The organism is Streptomyces sp. T028 (assembly GCF_048159505.1).
GTDB lineage: Bacteria > Actinomycetota > Actinomycetes > Streptomycetales > Streptomycetaceae > Streptomyces.
Genome location: NZ_JBLRVZ010000040.1, coordinates 78081 through 99911, shown reverse-complemented (window position 1 = coordinate 99911; position 21831 = coordinate 78081). Strand labels below are relative to the sequence as shown.

Sequence of the window (21831 nt, the reverse complement as noted above, 5' to 3'; positions counted from 1 at the left end):
ATGCCGCGTTCGCCGAGGGCTCACTCATGGACGGAGCATGTATGCGCGACAACGAGACCGCGGAGCAGCCCAAGGGTATGACGCGGGCGGAGCTGCTGGCCCTGCCTGTCGCCGTTGACCTGGACACCGGCAATCGGGCGCTGGGCTTGGGGCGGAGCAAGGGCTACGAGCTGGCTAAGCGCGGTCAGTACCCCTGCAAGGTCCTGCGGCTGGGCAAGGCGTACCGCGTCGTGACAGCCGACCTGTTGAGCCTGCTCGGCCTGGCCGCATGACCGTCCGAGCCCATAGCAGACGCTTCTGCGCTGAGCTGACACAGAAACGCTGGACTGTGTCGGGGCGTGGACGTACTGTCCGTGTTCCCTCGCCCCGGCCCAGGAAGCGAGAAAGCCCCCGGCGCGCCAACGCCGGAGGCTCCGCACACTCCACTGCCCGCATTCCAACGAACGACCTGCGTGAGCCGGGCCTGCATGCCCGACATCACCGGAAAAGGAGCTGCCCTGTGCAACCTACGACACCCGAGCCGCATTCCGCACCCGGCAAAGCGGCATGGCCGACGGTCGCGGTGCCCGGCCGGCCCAGCCGCGCGCTCGAAGCCGCCCCGGCGGCCGACGGCGGGGCACCGGATACGGTTCCGGTGGATCAGCCTGCCGAGGAGGCGGTGCCGGAACCCGAGCCGACGTACGGCTCCGAGCTGTTGAGTGAACTGCGTTCCCAGATAGCCCAGTTCGTGATCCTGCCCTCACAGCAGGCGCTACACGCGGTCACGCTGTGGGTGGCGGCGACGCACCTGCAGCCCGCGTGGCAGCACGCCCCGCGTCTGGCGGTTGTCGGGCCGGCGAAGCGGTGCGGCAAGTCAAGGCTGCTGGACGTGCTGACCGAGACGGTCCACGAGCCGATGCTCACCATCAACACCACGCCCGCGGCGATCTTCCGCTCCATCACCGACGAACCGCCCACCCTGCTGGTGGACGAGGCGGACACCATCTTCGGCACCCCGAAGCAGGCGGAGAAGAACGAGGAGATGCGCGGCCTGCTCAACGCCGGCCACCAGCGCAACCGGTACGTCACCCGCGTCGTCGGCAACGACCACACCCCACACCGGTTCGCCACCTTCGCCATGGCCGCGCTCGCGGGCATCGGCGACCTCCCGGACACAATCATGGACCGGTCGGTGGTGATTCGTATGCGCCGCCGGGCCGAGGGCGAGAGCGTCAAGCCCTTCCGCTCCCGCCGCGACACCCCAGCCCTCCACGACCTGCGCGACCGCATCGCCGCCTGGGCCCGGCCGCAGCTCGACGACGCCGCCGACATGGAACCGGCGATGCCGGTGGAGGACCGCGCCGCCGACACCTGGGAACCCCTGGTGATCGTCGCCGACCTGGCCGCCGGGCCCTGGCCCCGCCTCGCCCGCGCGGCGTGCGCGCAGATGGTCAGGGCCGAAGCGGAGGCCGAGGAGGACCACCCCAGCTCAGCGCGGATCCTGGCCGACATCCGGCGGGTCTTCGTAGCCCAGCGCGAGGTCGACAGCCTCTCCACGGACGAACTCCTGCACCACCTGCGCCAGGACATGGAAGGCCCGTGGGCGGAGTGGGGTCGCAAGGGACTGGGCCCACGTGAGCTCGGCTCGCTGCTGCGCGCCTTCGACATCAGGCCCGGCAACGTCCGCCTCGCCGACGGAACCCAGCGCAAGGGCTACACGCGCAACAAGTTCCTCGACGCGTGGCGCCGCTACTGCCCGACCGTCCACCCGGTCGGCACAGGCCCCGCGCGCAGCGAGGGCTGAGACCCACCCAGTCCCCGGTTGCCGTCCTTGCCGTCCCTGCCGTAATCCCGCAGGTCAAACGGCATGCAGGCAAGACGGCAACCGGGGCCAGGGCGGCAACACGATCATGACCGAGGTTCCTGCCCGCCGGGACGCCGCCCACATCCGTCTCGTGCCGTCCCGGACGTCCCCGCCGTATCACCGCAGGTCACAGCACATGCGGCCGGGACGGCAAGACGGATGCGAACCGTCCACAGCAACCGAACCGCAGCACCCGCCGCCCGTGCGTGCCCCCAGGACGCGCCGACGCCGCCAAGACGGAACACCGACCCCCCTGCCGTACCGGCCCTGACCTGCGCTTGCAACGGCCAAGACGGCAAAGACGGACCACGCCACCACCCCAGGAGAACCCCGCTTGACCACCCTCTCCACACCCACCCACCGGGACCATCGCCCTGGCGAAGGACGGCCGATGACGAGCAAGCAGGCTGCTGAGCGCTACGCGCTCGTCGCGGCGGGCGCTGTCATCGTGGCGCTCACCGCCAGCGGATTCTGGCTGTCGTACGCGCACCTCGCCGAGGTCGCCGGACAGCACGGCCTCAAGAACTCCCCCGTCCGCCAGTGGGCCTGGCCCGCGACCCTGGACGCCTTCATCGTCGCGGGCGAACTCCTCATGCTCCGCGCGGGCCTGCGCCGGGTGACCGACGGCTGGGCCATCGCCCTCACCGCCACCGGATCGGTCGGCTCCATCGCCCTCAACGTGGCCGGGGTCAACGGCACAGGCAACGCCAGCACCATTCCCCTGCTCGACTACGTGGTCGCCGCGGTTCCCCCGACCGCCGCACTGCTGGCCTTCGGCGTCCTGATGCGGCAGATCCACCAACTGGTCGACCAACCTGCCGACCACGCGGACGCCGGGCCCTACCAGTCGCTGGAACCACCGGTCACCGCGCCCGCCAAGGCCGCCGAGCCACTGGCCGAGCCGGTCCGGCCCGCTGAGCCTCCGGCCGCCGGTTCCGTCCAGCCGACGGAACCACCGCCCGAGGTTTCGGAGGGCAAGCCGCAGGGTGGTCGTCCGCCCAAGGCCACGCTCGCGGAGCTCGTGGAGGTTGGGCGGATTGCCCTCGCTGAGCACGGCACACTCAGCCGGTCCCTTCTCCGGAAGGCAGTTAAGGACAGGGACCTGACGATCAGCAGTCGGCGGCAGACCGAGGTGATGGAGATGCTCCGGCCCGAAATCGAAGCCGCCGCCAAGACCGGTCCGAGCAGCGGCTGACCGGAATCCCTACGGGGTGACCGCAACCCCTTCCGGTCACCCCAGCCAGCCGGCCACCGGACCGCTCGCCGCCCGCTTTTCCACACCTGTGGATGGGGTGCCGACTACCAGCCCACTCCATCCCCAGTCCTTCCCCGCCGGCCCGCCTGCCCCCGCCTCTTCCGGAGAACCGCCCGTGACGCACGCCCCGCATCGCTCCGACCACACTCCCGACGAGCCGCTGCCGCTGACGAAGTCCCCTACGCTGATGGGGCGTTTGCGGCAGGCGTTCGGACGGGCTGCCCCTGGCGGAGCCAGTAGTACCCCGAGTCCGACTCAAGGCCGGACTTCGGGGGTGTCCGCCCCGGGGGTGGCGGAGAAGGCCCAGCGCCAGGGAGCGCCGGACCAGGAGGCCGGAGCCGAGGGCGGCCCCGACCCGGACACGCTCCATGCCGTCCAGCAAGCCGTCCTGCGCCCCGCCGACAGCGCAGCCATCGCCGCCGGCGAGCCTGCCGTGCAAAGCGTGCTGCCCACGATCCGCCGCTTCACCGGCACCAAGCGCAACGACCGTGTCGGCCCGCTGCGCTTCACCGGCGACCAGCGAGCCCGTCTCCAGCAGGCCGCTGCCGAGCACGGCTACAAGGGCGACTCCGGCTTCGCTGCCGACATCGTCCTCGCCTTTATCACCGGCCGGTTCACCGCCAACCTGCCGCTGTCGGAGGACCGCCGCCGCACGCACATCTTCCGCGCTCAGGTCCTGCGCCAGCTCAACCGGATCGGCGTCAACGTCAACCAGATCGCCCGCGCCCTCAACAGCGACCACACCCCACCCGACATACGCCAGCGCCTCACCGAACTCCACCACCTGCTGGAGCTGATCGCCGAAGCCCTCCGCCAGCCCGCCGACCCGGAGACGGAGGCAGCCGCGTGATCGCCGCCATCAAGCCCGCCGGAGCCAACACCCGCGGCCTGCTCGCCTACCTCTACGGCCGCGGAACCCACGACGAGCACTTCGACCCGCACATCGTGGCCGGGTTCGCGATGCTCGGCATGCCCGACCCCGGCCGCGACGAGAACGCCACCCTCACCGAACTCGCCCGCTACCTCGACGAGCCCGTGCGGCTGCGCAACAGCGAGTTCGGCAAGCCGGTCACCGACCACGTCTGGCACTGCCCGGTCCGCGCCGCCCCCGAGGACCGCTACCTCTCCGACGCCGAGTGGGGCGAGATCGCCCAGCGCATCGTCCAGGCCGCCGGCATCGCCCCGGCCGGTGACGACCTGGCCTGCCGTTGGATCGCCGTACGCCACGCCGACGACCACATCCACATCCTCGCCACCACCGTCCGCGAAGACGGCCGCCGCCCCAAGCTCCATGACAGCGGCCTGCGCGTCGGCGATGCCTGCCGCGAGATCGAGAAGGACTACGGGCTGCGCCGCCTGAAGAAGGGTGATCGCACCGGCGCCCGCCGTCCCAGCCAGGCCGAGATGCACAAGGCCGAACGCCTCGGCTGGGACCAGCCCAGCCCCGAGTGGCTTCAGGACCGTATCCGTGCCGCCATCCCCCACGTGACCAGCGCCGAGGAATTCATCGCCTACCTCGAAGCCAGCGGCGTCGAGGTCCAGGTCCGGCGCGGCCCGTCAGGCGACCTCCTCGGCTACGCCGCCGGCCGCCCCGGCGACATCAACGCGGCCGGCGAGCAGATCTACCACCCCGGAAGCAAAATCTCCCCCGACCTCTCCCTGCCCAAAATCAAGGCCCGCCTCGAATCCAGCCGACCCGAAGAACACCCCACCGCCCGCCGCAACCACCCCAACACCCCCTGGCACCAAGCCACCGACGCACTCGACACCCTCCACACCGACCTCGCCGACGACACCCACGCCCAGGCCCACATCACCGCCCTCGGCGAACTCCTCGAAGCCACCGCCCAGAAGGCCCCCGCCAACCTGCGCGCCGAACTCCGGGCCGCCTCCAAGGCGTTCGCCCGCGCCCAGCGCTCCCAGGTCCGCACGGAAGACCGTGCCGCCCACGCCCTGCGCAGCGCGGCACGCGACATCGTCCACACCGCCACCGGCCCCGACGGCAACGCCCTGGCCGCCCTGGTCGCAGCCCTCGTCTGGGCTACCATCCTCGCCGGACGCTGGCACGACGCGAAGCACCACGCCCACCAGGCCGACGCCGCCCGCCAGGCCGTCCAGCACCTCCAGACAGCCGCCGACCTGGCCCTCGCCCCGACGCTCGCCGAACTCACAGCCCGCCCGCCCAGGGAGCAGGCCCGCCGCGTTCTGGCCAGCGACGTGCGAGCAGTCGTCCCCGACCACGCCGAGCGGATCCTCGCCGACCCGGCCTGGCCCGCGCTCGCCACCGTCCTTGCCGACGCGGAAGCCCACGGCCACCAGCCCCACCAGCTCCTCAAGGAAGCCGCCGCCCAGCGCGAGCTGACCACCGCCCGCCAACCCGCCCGCGTCCTCATCACCCGCATCCAGCACACCGGCCGAAACCCAGCACCCAACCGCCGTGCCGAGGCCGCCCGGCTAGGCTCGACGAGGGCAGGCTCGGTCCCCGCTCAGCAGGCCGGAATCGGCCGGCTTCCTGCGGTGACTCCATCGCCTACCGAACAGCAGCACCGACAGCGTCGGTAGACCCCCAGTGCTCCCCGGGCGCATATCGATCATGGCTGGGCCTGACGGATGGCCTCGCCGTTTGCGGCGGCGAGGCCAGATGAGGCCGCTGGGCACACGGCGATGGGTGGCTGATGGGACCACTACAGCAGCCACGGTGGCAGGCATGTCCGCTCGCGTGCCGGTGGTGTGTTCGTGTTTTTGGCGGGGTGCCGAGGGCGCCTCAGGTTTGACGCTGCAGGTGATCGTCGTGGGTGTCCGGGGACGTCAAGAGTGCTGCCCAGGGCGGGTCGGCGCCGGGGACGGAGCAGGTGAGGGCGGCGACGCGGGCGGCGAAGGAGCAGGCGGCGGCGGTGTCGTCGAGGGTGAGGGTGTCGAGTCGGCCGCCGAGGTGTCCGAGCGCGGTGAGGTGGTGCAGTAGGCCGGCGGTGAAGGAGTCGCCAGCGCCGACGGTGTCGACCACGTCGACGGCCGGTGCGGGGACGGTGACGCGGTGGCCGTCGAGGGAGGCGAGGGCTCCGCGTCCGCCGAGGGTGATGACGACGAGGCGGGCGCCGGCCGCGTGCCAGGTGTCGCAGGCTTCTTCGGGGGTGGCCCCGGGCAGGAGCAGGGCGAGGTCGTCTTCGCTGAGGCGGAGGATGTCGGCGAGGGCGCACCAGTGGTGGAGCCGCTGGTGGTAGGCGGCGGGGGCCACGAGGAGGGGGCGGACGTTGGGGTCGATGGAGATGGAGGCGTGCTCGCGTGCCTTGGTGAGGTAGTCCTCGATGTGACGGCCGCCGGGCTGGCGTATGAGTGCCAGGGAGCCGGTGTGCACGGCGACGGTGTCCCCGTCCGGCACGGTGGTGGACAGTTCGTCCGGAGTCCACTGCCAGTCTGCGGCGCCGTCGGCGAAGAAGGAGTAGGTGGCCTGGCCCTGCTCGTCGAGGTTGGCGATGGCGAGGGTGCTGGGCTCGGGGGCGTTCACGCTGCCGGAGAGGTCGACGCCGGAGGCGGTGAGGTGGTTGCGGAAGAGGGTGCCGAAGAGGTCGTTGGACAACCGGGCGAGGAAGCGGGTGGGGGTGCCGAGCCGGGCGAGGGCGAGGGCGGTGTTGGCGGGGCCGCCGCCGGGCAGGACGTTCAGCGCGAGTTGGGCGGGGGCGGAGCGGGCGGGGTCGGTGAAGGCGTCGGCGACGCACTCGCCGATGACTGTGATGCCGCGGGCGGGCGGGTTCATGGGCGGTCTCTCTGTGGATGAGGCGCAGTGCGGGCGGGGGTTCAGCCCTTGACGGCGGAGCTGGCGACGCCTTGGACGAACCATCGCTGGAAGAACGCGAAGACGATCAGGACGGGCAGGACCAGCAGGACGCCGAAGGCGAGGACCTGGCCCCAGTCCACGGGCATCTGGCCCTGGAAGACGCTCATCTCCAGGGGCAGGGGGCGTACGGCGGGGTCGGAGACCATCAGGACGGGCCAGAGGAAGGAGCCCCACTGGGTGAGGAAGGTCAGGATCGCGACGGAGGCGAAGACCGGCTTGCTCATGGGGATGATGATCGCGAAGAAGGTGCGCCAGGGGCCGGCGCCGTCGATGCGGGCGGCTTCTTCGATGCTGGGCGGGATGGCGCGGAAGAAGGTGGCGAACTGGTAGATGGAGAAGGCGTTGGCGATGAAGGGGATGGCCTGGATGTAGATGGTGTTGCGCTGGTCGTTGAACATGTAGAGGAGCGGGACTGCGACGGCTTCGAACGGGACGAGCATCAGCAGCAGGACGACGCCGAAGACGGCCTTCTGGCCTTTCCAGCGCAGGCGGGCAAGGCCGTAGGCGGCCATGGAGTTGACGATCATGCCGCCGAGGACCACGACGGTGGACAGGAGCAGGGAGATGCCCATGAAGCGCCAGAAGTAGCCGGTGGCGTCGGAGTTGAAGCTGTCCAGGACGGCCGTGTAGTTGTCGAAGGACAGGTGGGTGGGCAGGAAGCCTGACAGGCCGTCGAGTACCTGGTCGGAGGGCTTGAAGCTGCCCACGATCAGATACAGCACGGGCAGGACGAAGATGAAGGCCAGCACGCTCAGGACGGCGTAGTCGAGGAAGCGGCGCAGGGAGTTACGGGTCTGGGCCATGGGGATCAGTCCTCGTTGCCGGTGCGGACGACGCGGCGCTGGATGAGGGTCAGGGCGACGACGATCAGGAAGAAGACGACGGTGATCGCGGACGCCTGGCCGATGTTGTTCTGGTCGAAGGCGGTGGTGACGGCCTGGTACATGACCGTGCGGGTGGCGTCCTCGTCGAGTCCGCCACCCTTGACGAGGACGTAGACCTGGTCGAAGACGCGGAAAGACAGAACGGAGGTGAGCATGGCGACGAAGACGAGGGTGCCGCGGATGCCGGGCAGGGTGACGTGCCGGAACTGCTGCCAGCGCGAGGCCCGGTCGAGTTCGGCGGCTTCGTAGAGTTCGCCGGGGATCTGCTGGAGGCCGGCGAGGAGGATGACCATCTGGAAGCCGACGCCCTGCCAGATGGACAGCACGATGATCGAGGCCATGGCGGTGAGCCCGTCGCCGAGCCAGTCGAAGGCGCCCCAGTGACCGAAGCTCAGGGTGTCGAGGGCGGAGTTGAGCAGGCCGTCGCCGCTGCGGGCGAGGATGAGCCGCCAGATCACGGCGACCAGGGCCATGGGGAAGACGACCGGCAGGAAGAACAGCGACCGGAACACGCCGATGGCCTTCAGCTTGCGGTTCAGCAGGATCGCGAGCCCGAGGGCAAGGCCGGTCTGCACGGGGACCACGACCACGGCGAAGGTCAGGTTGTTGACCAGCGCCCGCAGGAACGGGCCGGACATGTCGGGGTCGGTGAACAGCCGCCGGTACTGCTCGACGCCGAAGAACGTGGGCTCCAGCGGGGAGCCGAGGCGCACGTTGTAGAAGGAGAGCACGACCGCGTAGACGAACGGCACGCCGACGAAGGCGATGAGGCCGCCGAGGGCGGGTGCGGACATCAGCAGCCCGTGCAGCCATTCGCGGTTCCCGCGCCGGGGCCGTGAGGGTTTGGCGGAGGCTGGTGGTGGGGTCGGCTTCCGGCCTGCGGGTGTGGCGGGTGCGGGGTTCACGGTGGTCACGGTAGGGGTCCTCTTCCGGGCCGGGACGCGGCGGACATGGTCAGGGCGTGTCCGCCGCGTCCCGGCTGCTTCATGCCGGTTACGGGATCTGGTAGCCGGCGTTGTCGGAGAAGTCCTGGTCGATGGCGCGGGCGGCCTTGGCCAGGGCGGTCTTGGGGTCGGCGCCGCCGTAGATGTCGCTCAGGGCCTGGCTGAACTTGGCGGTGACCGTGGGGTATCCGGCGGTGACCGGGCGCGTCACGGCGACGCAGGACTTGTCGATCTGGGAGTCGCCGCAGGGCTTGGCGAGCTGGTCGGCGAACAGCTGCAGCGGGCCGCCCTGCTTGTACAGCTCACTCTTGGCGAGCACGGACAGGGTCCCGGGAGGGGCACCGTTGGCCGTGGTCATCGCGGTGACGTTGGCGTCGTTGAGCAGGGTGTCGAGGAAGGCGCCTGCCGCCTTGCCGTTCTTGGTGCTCGCGCCGATGCCCCACTGCCAGGAGCCCTGGCCGGTCTTGGTGCCGTTGCCGAAGTCGGGCAGCGGCAGCACGACCAGGTCGTCGCCGAGGGCCTTGCTGTAGGTGGGGTACATCCAGTGGCCGACCCAGGTCAGCGCGACCCGGCCCTTGGAGAAGGCGTTGCCGTCGGTGTTGGGGTCGACGTACGTCTTCCAGCCCTGGAAGGTCTTCAGCGCCTTGGCCACTTCCGGGGTGTCCAGGACGCCTTCGGCCTTGCCGTTGGTCAGCAGTGAGCCGCCGGCCGACCAGACGATAGGGGCGAAGCCGTAGGTGCCCCACTCGTTGGCGAAGCCGCCCGCCTCTCCCAGGTCCAGGCTCTTGCCGTCGGAGTCCTCAGCGGCGAGCTTCTTGACGGCCGCGGTGAACTCGGCTGCGGTCCAGGCGTCCTCCACGCTGGTGGGGTACTTGATCCCGGCCTTGTCGAGCAGCTTCTTGTTGCCGTAGATCCCGAGGCCGGAGTCGAACATGCCCAGCCCGTAGTGCTTGCCGCCGATCTCTCCTTGCGCCTTGATCGCGTCGGTGGCGTTGGCCATGGTCTTGACGGAGACGTAGTCGTCGATCGGGGAGAGCTTCTTGTTGTAGACGAAGTTCGCCATGGTCGGGCCGTCGAACTCCATCACGTCCGGCAGCTTGGAGGCGTCGGTGGCGGTGATGGTCTTGGTGTAGTCGGCATCGGGGATCAGGGTCAGCTTGACCTTGATCTCCTTCTGCGAGGAGTTGAACGACTTCACCGCGTTCTGCACTGCGGTGGCCTCGGCCTTGACGCCCTGGTGGGCCCAGACTGTGATGGTGCCGGTGCCGCTGCCCTTCTCGGCGGAGGTGTCGGTGTCACTGCCTCCCCCGCAGGCGGCCAGCGCGGCCAGGGGAAGGACGAGGGCCAGGGCCGTACAGGCCGTCCGGACAGATCTTCTGCTTCCGGCGTTCATCGTGGGTGCCTCCGTGTGTGGTGCCGGGATGAGGGTGGGTGGTGCGGATGTGCCGTGGGGGTGTGGGGACTTGAGGGTGGGGGTGGGAGGGGCCGTCACGGGAGCCGGCCTTCCGGCTCTGCGGCCTTCGTGCTCGGCTCCTTGACGACGAGGGGGCGCAGGGCCCAGGCGTCGACGGAGTAACCGAGACTGACGTCCGGTGCGCTGTGCGCCTGGAGGCGCCACGGGCTGTCTCCCGTCGGATAGAAGCGCAGGGTGAGGACCTGGCCGGTGGAGGTCAGGAAGACTTCGGCGATGGAGTGGTCGACGACCACACGCAGCTCGATGGGCCGGTCGGCGGGGCAGGGCATCCGGTAGGAACCGGCCTGGGCACGGTCGTCCAGCGAGGCGTGATCGCGGTCGACGATGAGTTCGCCGGTGGCGGCGTCGTAGCGGATGTCGAGGTACTCGGAGCCGTCGGGGGTGGTGAGCAGCCGCAGACCGGCGCCTTCGGTCGGCTCCAGGCGGGCCGTCAGGTCGAAGGCGCGGCCGACGGAGCCGAGGTCCACCGGCTGCGGGCCGTACATCTCGCCCGAGGCGTGGACGGTGTGCTCGCCGCGCAGGGCGAGCAGTTCGGCCGCCGGCTGCTGCCGGAGTGTGCCGTCGGCGCCGACCGAGATCTCGCGGGGCACCGTGAGCACACCGGCCCACCCGTCGGCGACGGACCAGGCTTCCTCACGGGCCTCCCAGGACCAGCCCCACAGCAGCCACCGGCCGCCCGGCGCGCGCAACAGCGCGGGGGCGTAGCAGTCGGGGCCGTGGTCGACCAGCACCGGGGGGCCGGCCTCGAAGACACCGCCGTGTTCCTCGCCGACCAGGGCCACGAGGCATCGTGGAGTGGCGTCGTCCTCGTACCACGCGCTGAAGATGAGGGCACCGGGCCGTCCGGCCTGCGAGGGAAGGTACTGGGGACACTCCCAGCCCTCGCCGGTGCGCAGCTCCGTGGCCCCGACCGGCTCCGGCACGCGGGCATCGAACAGCCCCAGGTAGGTCCAAGTCTCCAGGTCGGGCGACGTGTACTGCAGGACCGCGCCGCGGCCGTCCGCGAGGGCGGCGCCGACCAGCATTCGCCAGCCCTCGCCGTCCCGCCACACGTACGGGTCGCGGTACATGGTGCAGCCCTCGGGCCACTCGGGGATGAGGAGGTTCTCGCGCGGGGTGAAGGTCCGGCCGCCGTCCAGGGAGGTGGCTGTGGTGATCGGCTGGTGCTGGGGCGAGCGGTCCCAGCGGTTCGCGGAGTAGAACGCGACCAGCCGCTCGCCGTCGGAGACGGCGTTGCCGGAGAAGCAGCCGTCGGCATCCTCGCCCCCGGCGGTCGGAGTCAGGGCGATCGGCAGCGGCTCCCAGGTCAGCAGGTCGGGGCTGCGGAAGTGGCCCCAGTGCATGTTCGCGTGCGTCGCACCGTAGGGGTTGTACTGGTGGAAGACGTGGTAGTGGCCGTCATGGAAGACCAGCCCGTTGGGGTCGTTGATCCAGTTCCTCGGCGGGCGCAGATGCGCGACGGGCCGGTACGGATCAAGGGGTGCGGTGGACACACACGTGCCTTTCGGTAGTGCAGGGGCGCGCGGGGACGGTCAGCGGACGGGACCGGCCATCGACGAAGTGACGTGCTTGCGGAATCCGAAGATCCGGCTTTCAACAGCACGGGGTGGGTGAAACGCCGACGGCATACGGATCAGGGTCGAGCGGAACTACCGGACACCGTCGCCAAAGTGAGGTCGGCCCGGGTCCACACTCGCGCTGACGCAGGCCATCGCGGGGCCTGGCCCCTGTGATGGAGCCGGTGTCGGGGCGCATGGTCAACGGTGCTCGCAGCGTGCGGACACCGAAGATCGAGTCCGGTCCTGGGGCCGCGTGCCCAGGGCGCCGGTGGCCTTCACCAGGACGCCTGGGTGAACCGTCCGGGACGTTCTATCGAGTCGACCCGCCCGCGCCCGCCGGGACGGCCAAAGCCCCCGGGGCGGCGCGGAAACAGGAGGCGGAGCCGGATATCAACCGGTCTCGGCGGCCCGACAACTCATTGAAAATGCTGGGGGACATACGTGTACCCTCACTGTGTTCCAAGTACCGACAGGACCGACGACCGGTCGCAACGGTCGCCTGTCGTAGTGCAATGCTTCGCCGTCCCGAGGTCAGAGTCGGGGCGGCGAAGCGACCGATGCCCGCGCCACCAGCGGGCAAGACAGCAACTCCTGGGCGTCCGGGCCCGGTGGCCGGCCCGGAGTCTTGGTGAGAGCGAGCAACTGGGCGACAGCCCGTGCCCCCATCTCGTAGTGCGGAAGCTGGACCGTGCTCAGCGCCGGGTAAAGGGCCTCACAGACCAGCTCCTGATTGTCGAACCCCACGACCGACAGGTCACCGGGGACGGACAGTCCCGACTCGGCGGCAGCCCGGTACGCACCGGCGGCCATCCGGTCGTTGAAGCAGAACAAGGCCGTCGGACGCTTCTCGGCCGTCAGCAGCCGCCGCGCGGCCCGGTAGCCGGCGGCCACATCACCGGCGGCCGTGCCCACGGGCACCGCCGTCTCGGCAGCGACCAGCGACGGGTCATAGGCGACACCGGCCTCGTCCAGAGCCTTGCGGTAGCCCTCGATACGGCCGTGCAGAGCCGGGATGTCAGCCGTTCCCACAACCATCCCGATCCTGCGGTGGCCGTGGCCGGTCAGCTCACGCACCGCCGTGTAACCGCCCTGAACCTCATCGGGCACCACGAACGGAACCGCGAGATCCTCGGGCCGGGCGTCCAGCAGCACCGTGGGCGTCGAGCGCAGGCTCTCCGGCAGCCTCACCACCCGGTGGTACATCGCCGCGTACAGCACACCGTCGACCTGCCGCTGGAGCAGCATCTCGATACTCCGGCGCTCCAGATCGGCGTCCCCTCCGGTGTTGACCAACAGCAGCACCATGCCCTGGGCCGCCGCGGCCTCCTGCGCACCGAGGATGATCCCGCCGGCGTTGGGAGTCGTGGCGATCTCGTCGCTGATGAAGCCGATGGTCTGCGAACGCTGTGTCCGCAGCCCCCGGGCCAGCCCGTTGGGCGCGTACCCGAGCTCCGCGGCGACCTGCAGGACCCGCTGCCGGGTCTCGGCGCTGGCCCGCTTGCCCTCCACACCGTTCAGGATGTGCGACACGGTCGCGGTCGACACACCCGCCGCCGCTGCCACGTCCTTGATCCCGATCCGGCGCGCCATGAACCCCTGCCCAAAGTAGTGGAAACCGGGTTGGCTAAACGTTTAGCCATCGGTGTGGACACGAGAGTGCCCCTGGTCAACGCTCCTGTCAATGGCCCGTTACGAACTCTTGTCCGCGACGTGTCCTCCGGCCGGTGGCTGTGCCTGCCGAGTGGCTTGACGGTGGCGGAGCCCACGCCCAGCGGGCGCCCAGGGGTGGCGATCTCCGCGCACAGCCTGGTTCGGATCGGATTCCCCAGGCGGGCGGCTTCGTCGCCTCTGCCGACCGCCAGTGTCAGACTGCTCGACCCGATGTCACCTACCTCGAAAGTGGCGACCACCCACCCCCGCACCACACCCGGCCCCTGTCCACCGTCACGCCCGGCCGGGCCAGCGCCGTCGGACCGGATGTTGACTCACTCTCGGCGATGTGGGGGCTGCTCGTGGGCCTCTTCGTAGATCCCCCGATTCGGGGGCTTACGCGGCTGCTCGCCTCAGAGTGCCAGCCGAACCCCCAGCACTATCCCTGCTTGGTGTGCTCCACGAACGCCGTCCAGGCGTTTCGCTGGACGGCCAGGACTCCCCGGTTGCGGGCCTTCGTGTCCCGAACCATCACGTTCTTCGCGTCGTTGTCGGCCACTTCGACGCAGTTCTCCGTCCCGGTGTAGGAGCTGGTACGCCAGTTCGAGGCCACGGGCTGCATGGTGCTCTCCTAGTCGCTCGGCATCTGATCGAAGTGGTGGATCGCGGTGAGGATGAGGTCCCGGACTTCGGCCCCGTAGACCGCTGACTGCTGCAAGAGGGCGAACGCCTTGGTGTACAGCTCGATCTCGCGGGGCTGGGTGACGGAGAACTCCGCCGAGTAGGTCTCGACGAGGACGAGCTTGTCGTCGAACATCGAGAAGGAGTTGCCGGGCCAGATGCCCAGGGGCGCGGATCGGGGGATGATGCCCAGGCTCAGCCGGGGAAGCCGCATCACCGCCAGCAGGCGGTCAAGCTGCCCCTTCATCACCTCGGGGCCGCCGAAGTTGGTGTAGAGAGCCTGTTCGCCGAGCACCACGTTGAAGATCCGGTTGCCCCGGTACAGGTACTGCTGCCGTTCGAGTCGCTTGGCGGTGGCCGCTTCCGCGTCGTCGGGGATCTCGTAGTAGTCGACGACCTGTCTGAACGTCTCGGCCGCGTAGTCCGCCGTCTGGATCGTTCCCCACACCAGCGTCGGGTGCCAGATGCGGAAGACCTTGGTCTTGGCGTAGACCGGCAGGGCCTTGCGCTGGCGTCGTTCCGCCCCAGTCTGCAGCTGCCGACGCCACTCGAGCCACAGCTCGTCGATGTGGCGCACCGTGGCTATCAGGTCATCAACGAGCTCTTGCCTGTTGGTCTTGATGCACCAGACCCGGATGTCGTCTTCGCTGGGGTTCTGCTTGCCGTTCTCCAGCCGGGAGACCTTGGACTCGGCCCAACCTGTGGCCACGGCGAATGCCCGGCCGCTCGCGAACCCCGCGTCCTTCCGGAATCCGCGCAGCCGGGCACCCAGTGCCTCTCGTGCTTCTTGAGCTTGGTTATTCACGGATGGGTCAGGGCTTGTACTCGGCGTGCGGGATGGCAGCGGCCCAGAGGAGGTCACGCACGCGAACGCACTCGGCCACGGTGTCCGGGTCCTCGATGATTTCCGACCCCAGCACTCGGCCTTCGGGGTCGAAGTGGCCGACGGCGAGGAGACGGTCGTCGTACAGCCACCAGTCGTTGCCGCCGACAGGGAAGTCGATGCCTTCCGGCAGACGGTGCCGCGGAAGCCATCGGATGTCCTCGCCGGCCTCCTGGTTGAGGTGGGTCAACGAGTGCTCCCAGCCGACGTACTGGGAGTGCGGCTCGGTGATGACCCGGACGCGCCTGACGGTCTTTCCTTCGCCCGTGACGCGCTTCATCAGTGTCATCCAAGGGTCGAGCCACGCGTAGTCGTCCGGCTCACCCCTCTGCCACCGTGCGTAGGGTGTGTCCTCGATGGGAGACCCGTAGTCGTCCCTCAGCTCCAGGTGGAAGGCATCGCGTTCGAAGCTGTTGAACAGCTCGTCACGCTGGGCCGAGGTGATCAGGTCCACTGTTCTCCTCCAGTAGGGCCGTGATCGAGGACTTGGGGACCTCGATGCAGGTCTCATAGTCGGGCATCCGCATCTGACTCAGCGCCTCGGGATCGGTCATCTCCGGGCCTTGCAGGATGCACGTGTCCTGTTCCGTGACGAGCATGATCGGGGCGGTGAAGCTCTTGATCTTGCCGGTCGTGTGTCCGTCCTCCGTCAGGTGCTCGAACAGCTCCGGCGGAACCTCGATCACCGTCTGACCTTCGGGCACGTCGAGCCGCATGAGCAAGTCGTTCGCGAACACCTTCCAGCCTTGGATGACGTAGCTGTCCTGGTCACTGGCGTACAGGGTGGGGCTGTCTCCGGGGGTGGAGTTCTTACCAAGGAACCGTAGCTTCACGGCTGCTCTCCCGTCCGCTGCCTTGCGCTGGTTTGCGCGACATGACGATGGTCAGCGAGGTACTCAGCCCAGTCAATCGACTTGCTGCAAACTCGCGCAATCTTCTTGGGGGTTGAGAGACAGCCGTCCTACGGTCGTCTCCAAACCCGAGCAACCAAGGGAAGCCGGCGGACGCGCCTGAGGTGTGGCGCCGAGAGCAACCTTCCTGCCCGTGACGTGCGGAGGACAGCGATGGCTCTTGCCTTGCAGAGTGCGACCGCTCCCGAGGCGACGCGCGGCAGATTACGGAGCGCTTCCGGCGGCATAGCCAGTGCTGTTCCGCCGCAGGGAAGGGTTCCGCAGGTACACGGTCCGGGGAGAGACATGGACCAGCCAGTTCGCTTCGTCGTCTCCTGCGCCCGCGCACCACAGCGAGTAGGGCAACTGCGCCGGATCAGTGCCGCTCACCTCCGGCTGTGGGGGATCGGCTCCTGCATCGACACAGCCAACCTGCTCATCAGCGAGTTGGTCACCAACGCCGTCCGGTACGGCGAAACGGAGGACGTCAGTATCTCCGTCTCGTACTGGCGGGGCGAGGTCCGCATCGAGGTGGCTGACGGAACTCCGGGCCGGCCGCAGGTGAAGAGACCGGCCGCCGACGAGGAGAGCGGTCGCGGCATGCTGATCGTCGAAGCCCTCGCCGAGGACTGGGGGACGAGCGCGGACGGCACCCTCACGTGGTGCACCATCGCTGTACCGGAACCGGTGGTGCCCAAGTCGGGGTTCTGGTGCGAGTGGCGCCAGGAGGACGGCAGGCAGCTCGCGCTCGCGGCCATTCCCACGCCGGACCGCGCGATCCGCTGGGCTCGCATCCAGATGCGCGTCATCGCCTCGGCCATCGACGCGTCGGTGGCCGGCTACGTCTGGGACTGGCTGTCCGACGGATGGCGCGCGCCCGCCGAGGCCCTGAAGAACGGCGAGGAGTTCACGCTCCCGCTCTCGGCCGGGCCGTACAAGTTCGTCTGGCATGCCCGTCCGGTGCGCTTCGTGCCCGTGGTCGGCGGAACCCCCCTGCCCCACCTCGCGGACGAGGAGCCGGTATGGGACTGAAGCCCGCCGAGCTGTGGAGTCGGTTCGAATGGCAAGGCGGGAGCTGCTTCAGGTGCGAGCGGACCGGACTTCCCGTGACCGAGATCGGCGATATCACCGTGGCAGGCGAGACCTTCGCCCTCCAAGCCTGCCAGCGGTGCGTGTTCAGGCTCGAACAGCTCCACTACACGATGAGTGAGCGAGCCGTCCGCCGGCAGCGCCCCCGGACGCCCGCGCCCGCACCGCCTCGCCCCATCACCCAGTGGCCCACCAGCGCGCCACTCGACAGACCGCCCGCCCATGTCGCGTAGCTGGGCAGCCGCGCCATGGGCGGGCCCTCGCCCCCGTCCCTGCCGTTCGAACTGGAGGTTCCCCCAAGACCTCAGAAGGACAGGTCGCGGCAGGGACGGGGCCGCCACCCGACCACGAGGAAGAGAGGTGCCTCGGCGACCGAGGAACAGAAACCACAGGAACTGGACGACGACGAGCTGTTCGACCTGACCGGCGCGGTAGGCGCCGGGATCGGCGTCGCCAAAGGACGAAGTACTCCCCCAACCGCCCGTCAGATCGGCACCGCCGCCGCGGAGGACGCCGCAGCCAAGCTCGCGGACCTCAAGCGCCTGGGGCAGACGTAGAGCCGCGTTGCCCACCAAGACACCCGTCGGCAGGCACCAATCCGCATTTCTCCCCGTGCTTGCCGGCGGGCCCATAGCGCCACCCGACGAGAAGTGAGGGACTGATGAGCGTCACCGCGTCACCCGCCCGAACCCATGGAGCCACAAGCCCGCTCCGCAGCCGTCCGGCCGTTCGCCGTTTCCTCGAAGGCCCGCCGCTCGACCCCGCCGACCTGTCCCTGGTCTTATCGCCGTTTCGCAGCGTGGTTGGGCGCTGAGGTGGCCTGGTGGCGCGGCATCAGGGTGTAACTGCGGTCAGCCCTTCCGGAACGGCAATGTCCACCGTTCCGTCCGCCGTGACTTTGACGTCCAGTTGGCCTCCGCCGACTTGGAGGCCCTTCACCGTGAGCGGTGCGTACGTCGAGGCGAAGTTGGGCGCGATGGTGACCGTGCCGCGGGGGACGTCTGCGTTCAGGCCCAGGGCTGCTTGGAGTACCGAAATTGCTGAGGCAGCCGCCCATGCCTGTGGTCGGCAGGACGCCGGGTAGGGGGCGGGGTACGGGCTCTGCTGGCTGCCGTGGCCGGCGAAGAGTTCGGGGAGGCGGGCGTCGAAGGCCGTCGACGCGGTCAGCAAGCCGGCTGCCAGCGAGGCGGCGGCGTCCGGGAATCCGGCCTTGACCAGGCTGTGTACGGCGATCGCCGTGTCGTGCGGCCAGATCGAGCCGACGTGATAGCCGTAGGGATTGAAGCCCACCGCGTCGCTGCTCAGGGTGCGCAGGCCGTGGCCTGCGTCGAGGTCGGGTCCGGCGATGCGGGCCGCGAGCAGTGCGCTCTCCTCGGCCTTGAGCAGGCCGGTGCCGAGGAGGTGGCCGAAGCCGGAGGTGACCGACTCGACCGGCCGGCCGTCGCCGTCGAGCGCGACGGCCGGATAGGGACCGCGTTCGTCCGTCACCCAGAAGCGGTCGCGGAAGCGGTCCGCGAGCCGCTCGGCCCATGCCTCCCACTCATCGGCCCCCGGCCGGCTGAACGCGCGCAGCAATGCCGCCCCGCCGAGCGCGGCCTCATAGGCGTACGCCTGGACTTCGCACAGCGCGATCGGCGCCGCGGCGGGGTGTCCGTCGCGGTGGCGGATGGCGTCGTCGGAGTCCTTCCAGCCCTGGTTGGCCAGGCCGCGGCCGGTGTGGTCGACGTACGTGAGGAAGCCGTTGCTGTCGGCGTCCGTCTGGTCGCGCATCCAGGCGAGTGCCGATTCGGCGTGCGGGAGCAGTTGTTCGACTTCCTGGGCGTCCAGGCCCCAGCGCCAGGCGTCGTGGAGGAGGGTGATCCACAGGGGGGTGGCGTCGACCGTGCCGTAGTAGATGGGTGGGAGTGTGAGCCGGTCCGCGATCTGCAGGGCACCGCGACGCGCTTCGTGAAGGATCTTGCCTGGCTGTTCCTCCGCGGTCGGGTTGGTGACGGTGCCCTGGCGGCGGGCGAGGGTGCGCAGGGTGCCGGCGGCGAGGTCGGTGCCGAGCGGGAGGAGCATGCGGGCGGCCCAGATCGCGTCGCGGCCGAAGAGGGTCAGGTACCAGGGGGCGCCGGCGGCCAGGAACTGGTCCGGTCGGCCCGTCTGCGGTGACTGCGGGTCCGTCAGGCGCAGCCGCTCCAGGTCGGCGACCGACTGGGCCAGCCATCGGTCGAAGCGCCGGTCCGCACTGCGCAGTACCGGAGTGCTCCAGGGCACCTGATTCGCCGGCGCGTCCGGGAAGTGGTCGCCGTCGTCGTGCGCGGCCGTGGCGGACAGGCGCGCGCTCCATGACTGGCCGGGTGCCAGGTGGATCTCGTACGACAGCTGCCCGGCTGGCGCGTCCAGTTCATCCGGTGCTGGGGTGCTGAGCAGGCGGACGGCGAACCCGCCGCGAGACCAGCCCAGCGCACCCGCCTCGGCCTGCGCTTCGGCCGGTACGTCCGCCAGGAGGCGGCCGGACTTCACCTGCTCGATCGGGGCGAGGTCGGTGGATGCTCGCACGGTGAGCCGGAAGCGGACGTGTCGTGTGCCGTGGTTGCTGATCTCGAAGGTCTCCTCCAGGCGGCCGGAGGAGACGGTACGGCGCCGGTACAAGGCGACCACCGGATCCGCCGTCACCTCGCCCAGGCCCCGTACGACCGCCCGGAAGCCCGCCTGGTCGGCCCCCTCCAGCCCGCCCGAGACCGGAGCGAGGGTGCTTGACTCCACGGCCACGGTCAGCCGGGCCAGCGCCCTGGTGTCACCGTGGTAGAAGCCGTCCGCCCCACCGTCCAGCTGCCCGTCGGGGTGTGAGACCACGAGGCTCGGTGCGCACACCGAGACGACGGCGTCGTGCGTGAAGGGCTGCAGGCCCTGCACGACTGGGCCGGGCGTCACGGCTACGGCGTCGGAGGTCTGGGGCGTGGTGGTGATGTCCAAAGGAGCGGAGCCTCTCGCGGTGGTACTGGCTGCATGGCGCCCCGCCGTGCCGAGGGTGGGGCCAGGGCCTGTCCGATCGGCGGGGAGTGACACCGGACAGGCCCTGGCGGATCGAGCGGGGCCGTGGCCCCAGTGACGGGCTGCTACACCTTGAGCCAGACCGCGCGGTCGGGTTCCACCCGTCCGTCCGCGACCGGGCCGCTGGCCAGCAGGATCGCGGTGTGGTCGGGCAACTGGTACGCCTCATCCGAGAGGTTGACGACGCAGAGGAAGCCGGGTTCGCGGCGGAAGACGAGGACTCCTGCGGGGGCGTCTTGCCAGGTCATGGTGCCGTCGCCGAGGGCGGGGTGGTCGCGGCGCAGGCGGAGGGCGGTGCGGTACAGCTCCAGCATCGAGGTCGTGTCGCCGGTCTGTACCTCCGCGCTGCGCTCACGCCAGTTGGCGGGCTGGGGCAGCCAGGGCCCGGCGTAGGCGTCCTCGGGGCTGAAGCCGAACGGCTCCGCCTGGCCGGACCAGGGGATCGGTACGCGGCAGCCGTCGCGGCCGCGGTCGGTGTGGCCGGAGCGTTCCCAGATGGGGTCCTCAAGGACGTCCACGGGGAGGTCCTCGACTTCGGGGAGGCCGAGTTCGTCGCCCTGGTAGATGTACGCGCCGCCGGGCAGAGCGAGCATCAGCAGGGCGGCGGCGCGGGCCCGACGGGTGCCCAACTCGAGGTCGACGGGGCCCTGGGGCTGGTAGCGCTCGTTGGGGACCCAGCGTGCGACGGTCTTGCGAGCGTAGCGGCTGGTGTGGCGCATGACGTCGTGGTTGGAGAGCACCCAGGTGGCCGGTGCGCCGACGCCGCTGAGCATGGCGAGGGAGTCGTCGATGACCGTGCGGAGGTCCTTGGGATCCCAGCTGGCCATGAGAAAGTCGAAGTTGAACGCGGTGTGCAGGCCGCCGGGGCGGACGTAGGCGGCGAGGCGTTCGGGGGTGTCGGCCCAGGCTTCGGCGACGAAGGCCCTCTCACCGGGGAACTCGTCGGCGACCTGGCGCCAGGTGCGGTAGATGTCGTGGACCTCGTCGCGGTCCCAGTGCGGGTGCTCGACGTGATGGAGGGGCTGCCCGTCTGCCGTGTCGGGGCGGAGTGGCAGGTCGGGCAGTTCGGGGTCCTTGGCGAGTCCGTGGGCGACGTCGATGCGGAACCCGTCGACGCCCCGGTCGAACCAGAAGCGCAGGATGGACTCGAACTCGGCGTGGACGTCGGGATGCTGCCAGTTGAGGTCGGGCTGTTCGGGGGCGTACAGGTGCAGGTACCACTCGCCGTCGGGCAGACGGGTCCAGGCCGGGCCACCGAAGCAGGAGACCCAGTTGTTGGGCGGCTGGGTGCCGTCGGGGCCGCGCCCGGGCCGGAAGACGTAGCGGTCGCGCTCCGGGCTGCCGGGACCCGCGTCCAGTGCCGCCTGGAACCAGGCGTGCTCATCGGAGGTGTGGTTCGGGACGATGTCGGGGATGATCCGGATCCCATGTTGGTGGGCTTCGGCGATGAGGTGCTCGGCGTCGGCGACTGTGCCGAACAGCGGGTCGATGGCGCGGAAGTCGGCCACGTCGTAGCCGCCGTCGGCCATCGGGGACTTGTACCAGGGATTGATCCACAGGGCGTCCACGCCAAGCGACTTCAGGTACGGCAGGCGGGAGCGCAGGCCAGCGATGTCGCCGACGCCGTCGCCGTCGCCGTCGGCGAAGCTGCGGATGTAGACCTGGTAGATGACGGCGGAGCGCCACCAGGGCGTGGAGGAAGGCATGGTGCTGAAGCGTCCTTTCAAGGGGGCATGGTGAGGGCCGGGCCGGAAGGAGCAGCTGCCTGGCCGCGTCCGTGCTCAGGCCGGCGGGGCCGGAGAGCA

At 69.9% G+C, this 21831-nt stretch carries 19 protein-coding genes; 7 read left to right on the top strand and 12 right to left on the bottom strand.

Annotated elements, in window-relative coordinates; translation table 11 throughout:
- Window positions 1-41: 41 nt before the first annotated feature.
- The 5 genes from ACLZN2_RS34985 to ACLZN2_RS34965 all read left to right on the top strand — a co-directional run bounded on the left by ACLZN2_RS34985 (window position 42) and on the right by ACLZN2_RS34965 (window position 5660).
- Window positions 42-272 (top strand): hypothetical protein, encoded by a 231-nt coding sequence (locus ACLZN2_RS34985; protein WP_381307977.1) that lies wholly within the window; start codon window positions 42-44, stop codon window positions 270-272.
- Between the two features lie 227 nt (window positions 273-499).
- Window positions 500-1783, top strand: a complete 1284-nt coding sequence (locus ACLZN2_RS34980) for a DUF3631 domain-containing protein (protein WP_416983482.1) — start codon at window positions 500-502, stop codon at window positions 1781-1783.
- 451 nt (window positions 1784-2234) lie between these two features.
- The gene (locus ACLZN2_RS34975) at window positions 2235-3038 is read left to right on the top strand and encodes a DUF2637 domain-containing protein (protein WP_416983480.1); all 804 of its coding nucleotides are present in this window, start codon (window positions 2235-2237) and stop codon (window positions 3036-3038) included.
- Between the two features lie 349 nt (window positions 3039-3387).
- Window positions 3388-3948 carry a MobC family plasmid mobilization relaxosome protein gene (locus tag ACLZN2_RS34970; protein ID WP_416983606.1) on the top strand — a complete coding sequence of 187 codons (561 nt, stop codon included), beginning with the start codon at window positions 3388-3390 and terminating at the stop codon, window positions 3946-3948.
- Complete coding sequence (locus tag ACLZN2_RS34965) at window positions 3945-5660, top strand: relaxase/mobilization nuclease domain-containing protein (protein WP_416983479.1); 1716 nt, start codon at window positions 3945-3947, stop codon at window positions 5658-5660. The genes ACLZN2_RS34970 and ACLZN2_RS34965 overlap by 4 nt, the downstream gene beginning before the upstream one ends.
- Window positions 5661-5862: 202 nt before the next feature.
- Here ACLZN2_RS34965 and ACLZN2_RS34960 read toward each other — a convergent pair whose 3' ends face one another.
- From ACLZN2_RS34960 to ACLZN2_RS34915, 10 genes are all read right to left on the bottom strand, one after another.
- On the bottom strand, window positions 5863-6852 hold the full coding sequence (locus ACLZN2_RS34960) for a carbohydrate kinase family protein (protein WP_416983478.1): 990 nt from the start codon (window positions 6850-6852) through the stop codon (window positions 5863-5865).
- A 41-nt stretch (window positions 6853-6893) separates the two neighbouring features.
- Complete coding sequence (locus ACLZN2_RS34955) at window positions 6894-7736, bottom strand: carbohydrate ABC transporter permease (protein ID WP_416983476.1); 843 nt, start codon at window positions 7734-7736, stop codon at window positions 6894-6896.
- A gap of 5 nt (window positions 7737-7741) precedes the next feature.
- Window positions 7742-8731: a carbohydrate ABC transporter permease gene (locus tag ACLZN2_RS34950; RefSeq protein ID WP_416983475.1), complete on the bottom strand. Its 990-nt coding sequence runs from the start codon at window positions 8729-8731 to the stop codon at window positions 7742-7744.
- Window positions 8732-8810: 79 nt separating this feature from the next.
- The gene (locus ACLZN2_RS34945) at window positions 8811-10154 is read right to left on the bottom strand and encodes an ABC transporter substrate-binding protein (RefSeq protein ID WP_416983474.1); all 1344 of its coding nucleotides are present in this window, start codon (window positions 10152-10154) and stop codon (window positions 8811-8813) included.
- Between the two features lie 95 nt (window positions 10155-10249).
- Complete coding sequence (locus ACLZN2_RS34940; protein ID WP_416983473.1) at window positions 10250-11728, bottom strand: glycoside hydrolase family 32 protein; 1479 nt, start codon at window positions 11726-11728, stop codon at window positions 10250-10252.
- Window positions 11729-12325: 597 nt separating this feature from the next.
- The gene (locus tag ACLZN2_RS34935) at window positions 12326-13384 is read right to left on the bottom strand and encodes a LacI family DNA-binding transcriptional regulator (RefSeq protein WP_416983472.1); all 1059 of its coding nucleotides are present in this window, start codon (window positions 13382-13384) and stop codon (window positions 12326-12328) included.
- Between the two features lie 499 nt (window positions 13385-13883).
- Window positions 13884-14066, bottom strand: coding sequence for a DUF397 domain-containing protein (locus ACLZN2_RS34930; protein ID WP_416983471.1), 183 nt, complete (start codon window positions 14064-14066; stop codon window positions 13884-13886).
- 9 nt (window positions 14067-14075) lie between these two features.
- On the bottom strand, window positions 14076-14930 hold the full coding sequence (locus ACLZN2_RS34925) for a helix-turn-helix domain-containing protein (protein WP_416983470.1): 855 nt from the start codon (window positions 14928-14930) through the stop codon (window positions 14076-14078).
- 7 nt (window positions 14931-14937) lie between these two features.
- Window positions 14938-15462, bottom strand: a complete 525-nt coding sequence (locus ACLZN2_RS34920; RefSeq protein WP_416983469.1) for a DUF6879 family protein — start codon at window positions 15460-15462, stop codon at window positions 14938-14940.
- Window positions 15434-15841 carry a hypothetical protein gene (locus ACLZN2_RS34915; protein ID WP_416983468.1) on the bottom strand — a complete coding sequence of 136 codons (408 nt, stop codon included), beginning with the start codon at window positions 15839-15841 and terminating at the stop codon, window positions 15434-15436. Before ACLZN2_RS34915 ends, ACLZN2_RS34920 begins: the two co-directional genes overlap by 29 nt.
- Window positions 15842-16204: 363 nt before the next feature.
- Between ACLZN2_RS34915 and ACLZN2_RS34910 the strand changes: the two genes are divergently transcribed.
- The gene (locus ACLZN2_RS34910; protein ID WP_416983467.1) at window positions 16205-16930 is read left to right on the top strand and encodes an ATP-binding protein; all 726 of its coding nucleotides are present in this window, start codon (window positions 16205-16207) and stop codon (window positions 16928-16930) included.
- 305 nt (window positions 16931-17235) lie between these two features.
- Window positions 17236-17544 (top strand): hypothetical protein, encoded by a 309-nt coding sequence (locus tag ACLZN2_RS34905; protein WP_416983465.1) that lies wholly within the window; start codon window positions 17236-17238, stop codon window positions 17542-17544.
- A gap of 277 nt (window positions 17545-17821) precedes the next feature.
- On the opposite strand, the gene ACLZN2_RS34900 is transcribed toward ACLZN2_RS34905, so the two are convergent.
- Together ACLZN2_RS34900 and ACLZN2_RS34895 are read right to left on the bottom strand one after the other, a co-directional pair.
- Window positions 17822-19948 carry a glycogen debranching N-terminal domain-containing protein gene (locus ACLZN2_RS34900; RefSeq protein WP_416983464.1) on the bottom strand — a complete coding sequence of 709 codons (2127 nt, stop codon included), beginning with the start codon at window positions 19946-19948 and terminating at the stop codon, window positions 17822-17824.
- A gap of 143 nt (window positions 19949-20091) precedes the next feature.
- Window positions 20092-21732 carry a glycoside hydrolase family 13 protein gene (locus tag ACLZN2_RS34895; RefSeq protein WP_416983463.1) on the bottom strand — a complete coding sequence of 547 codons (1641 nt, stop codon included), beginning with the start codon at window positions 21730-21732 and terminating at the stop codon, window positions 20092-20094.
- Window positions 21733-21831 lie beyond the last annotated feature (99 nt).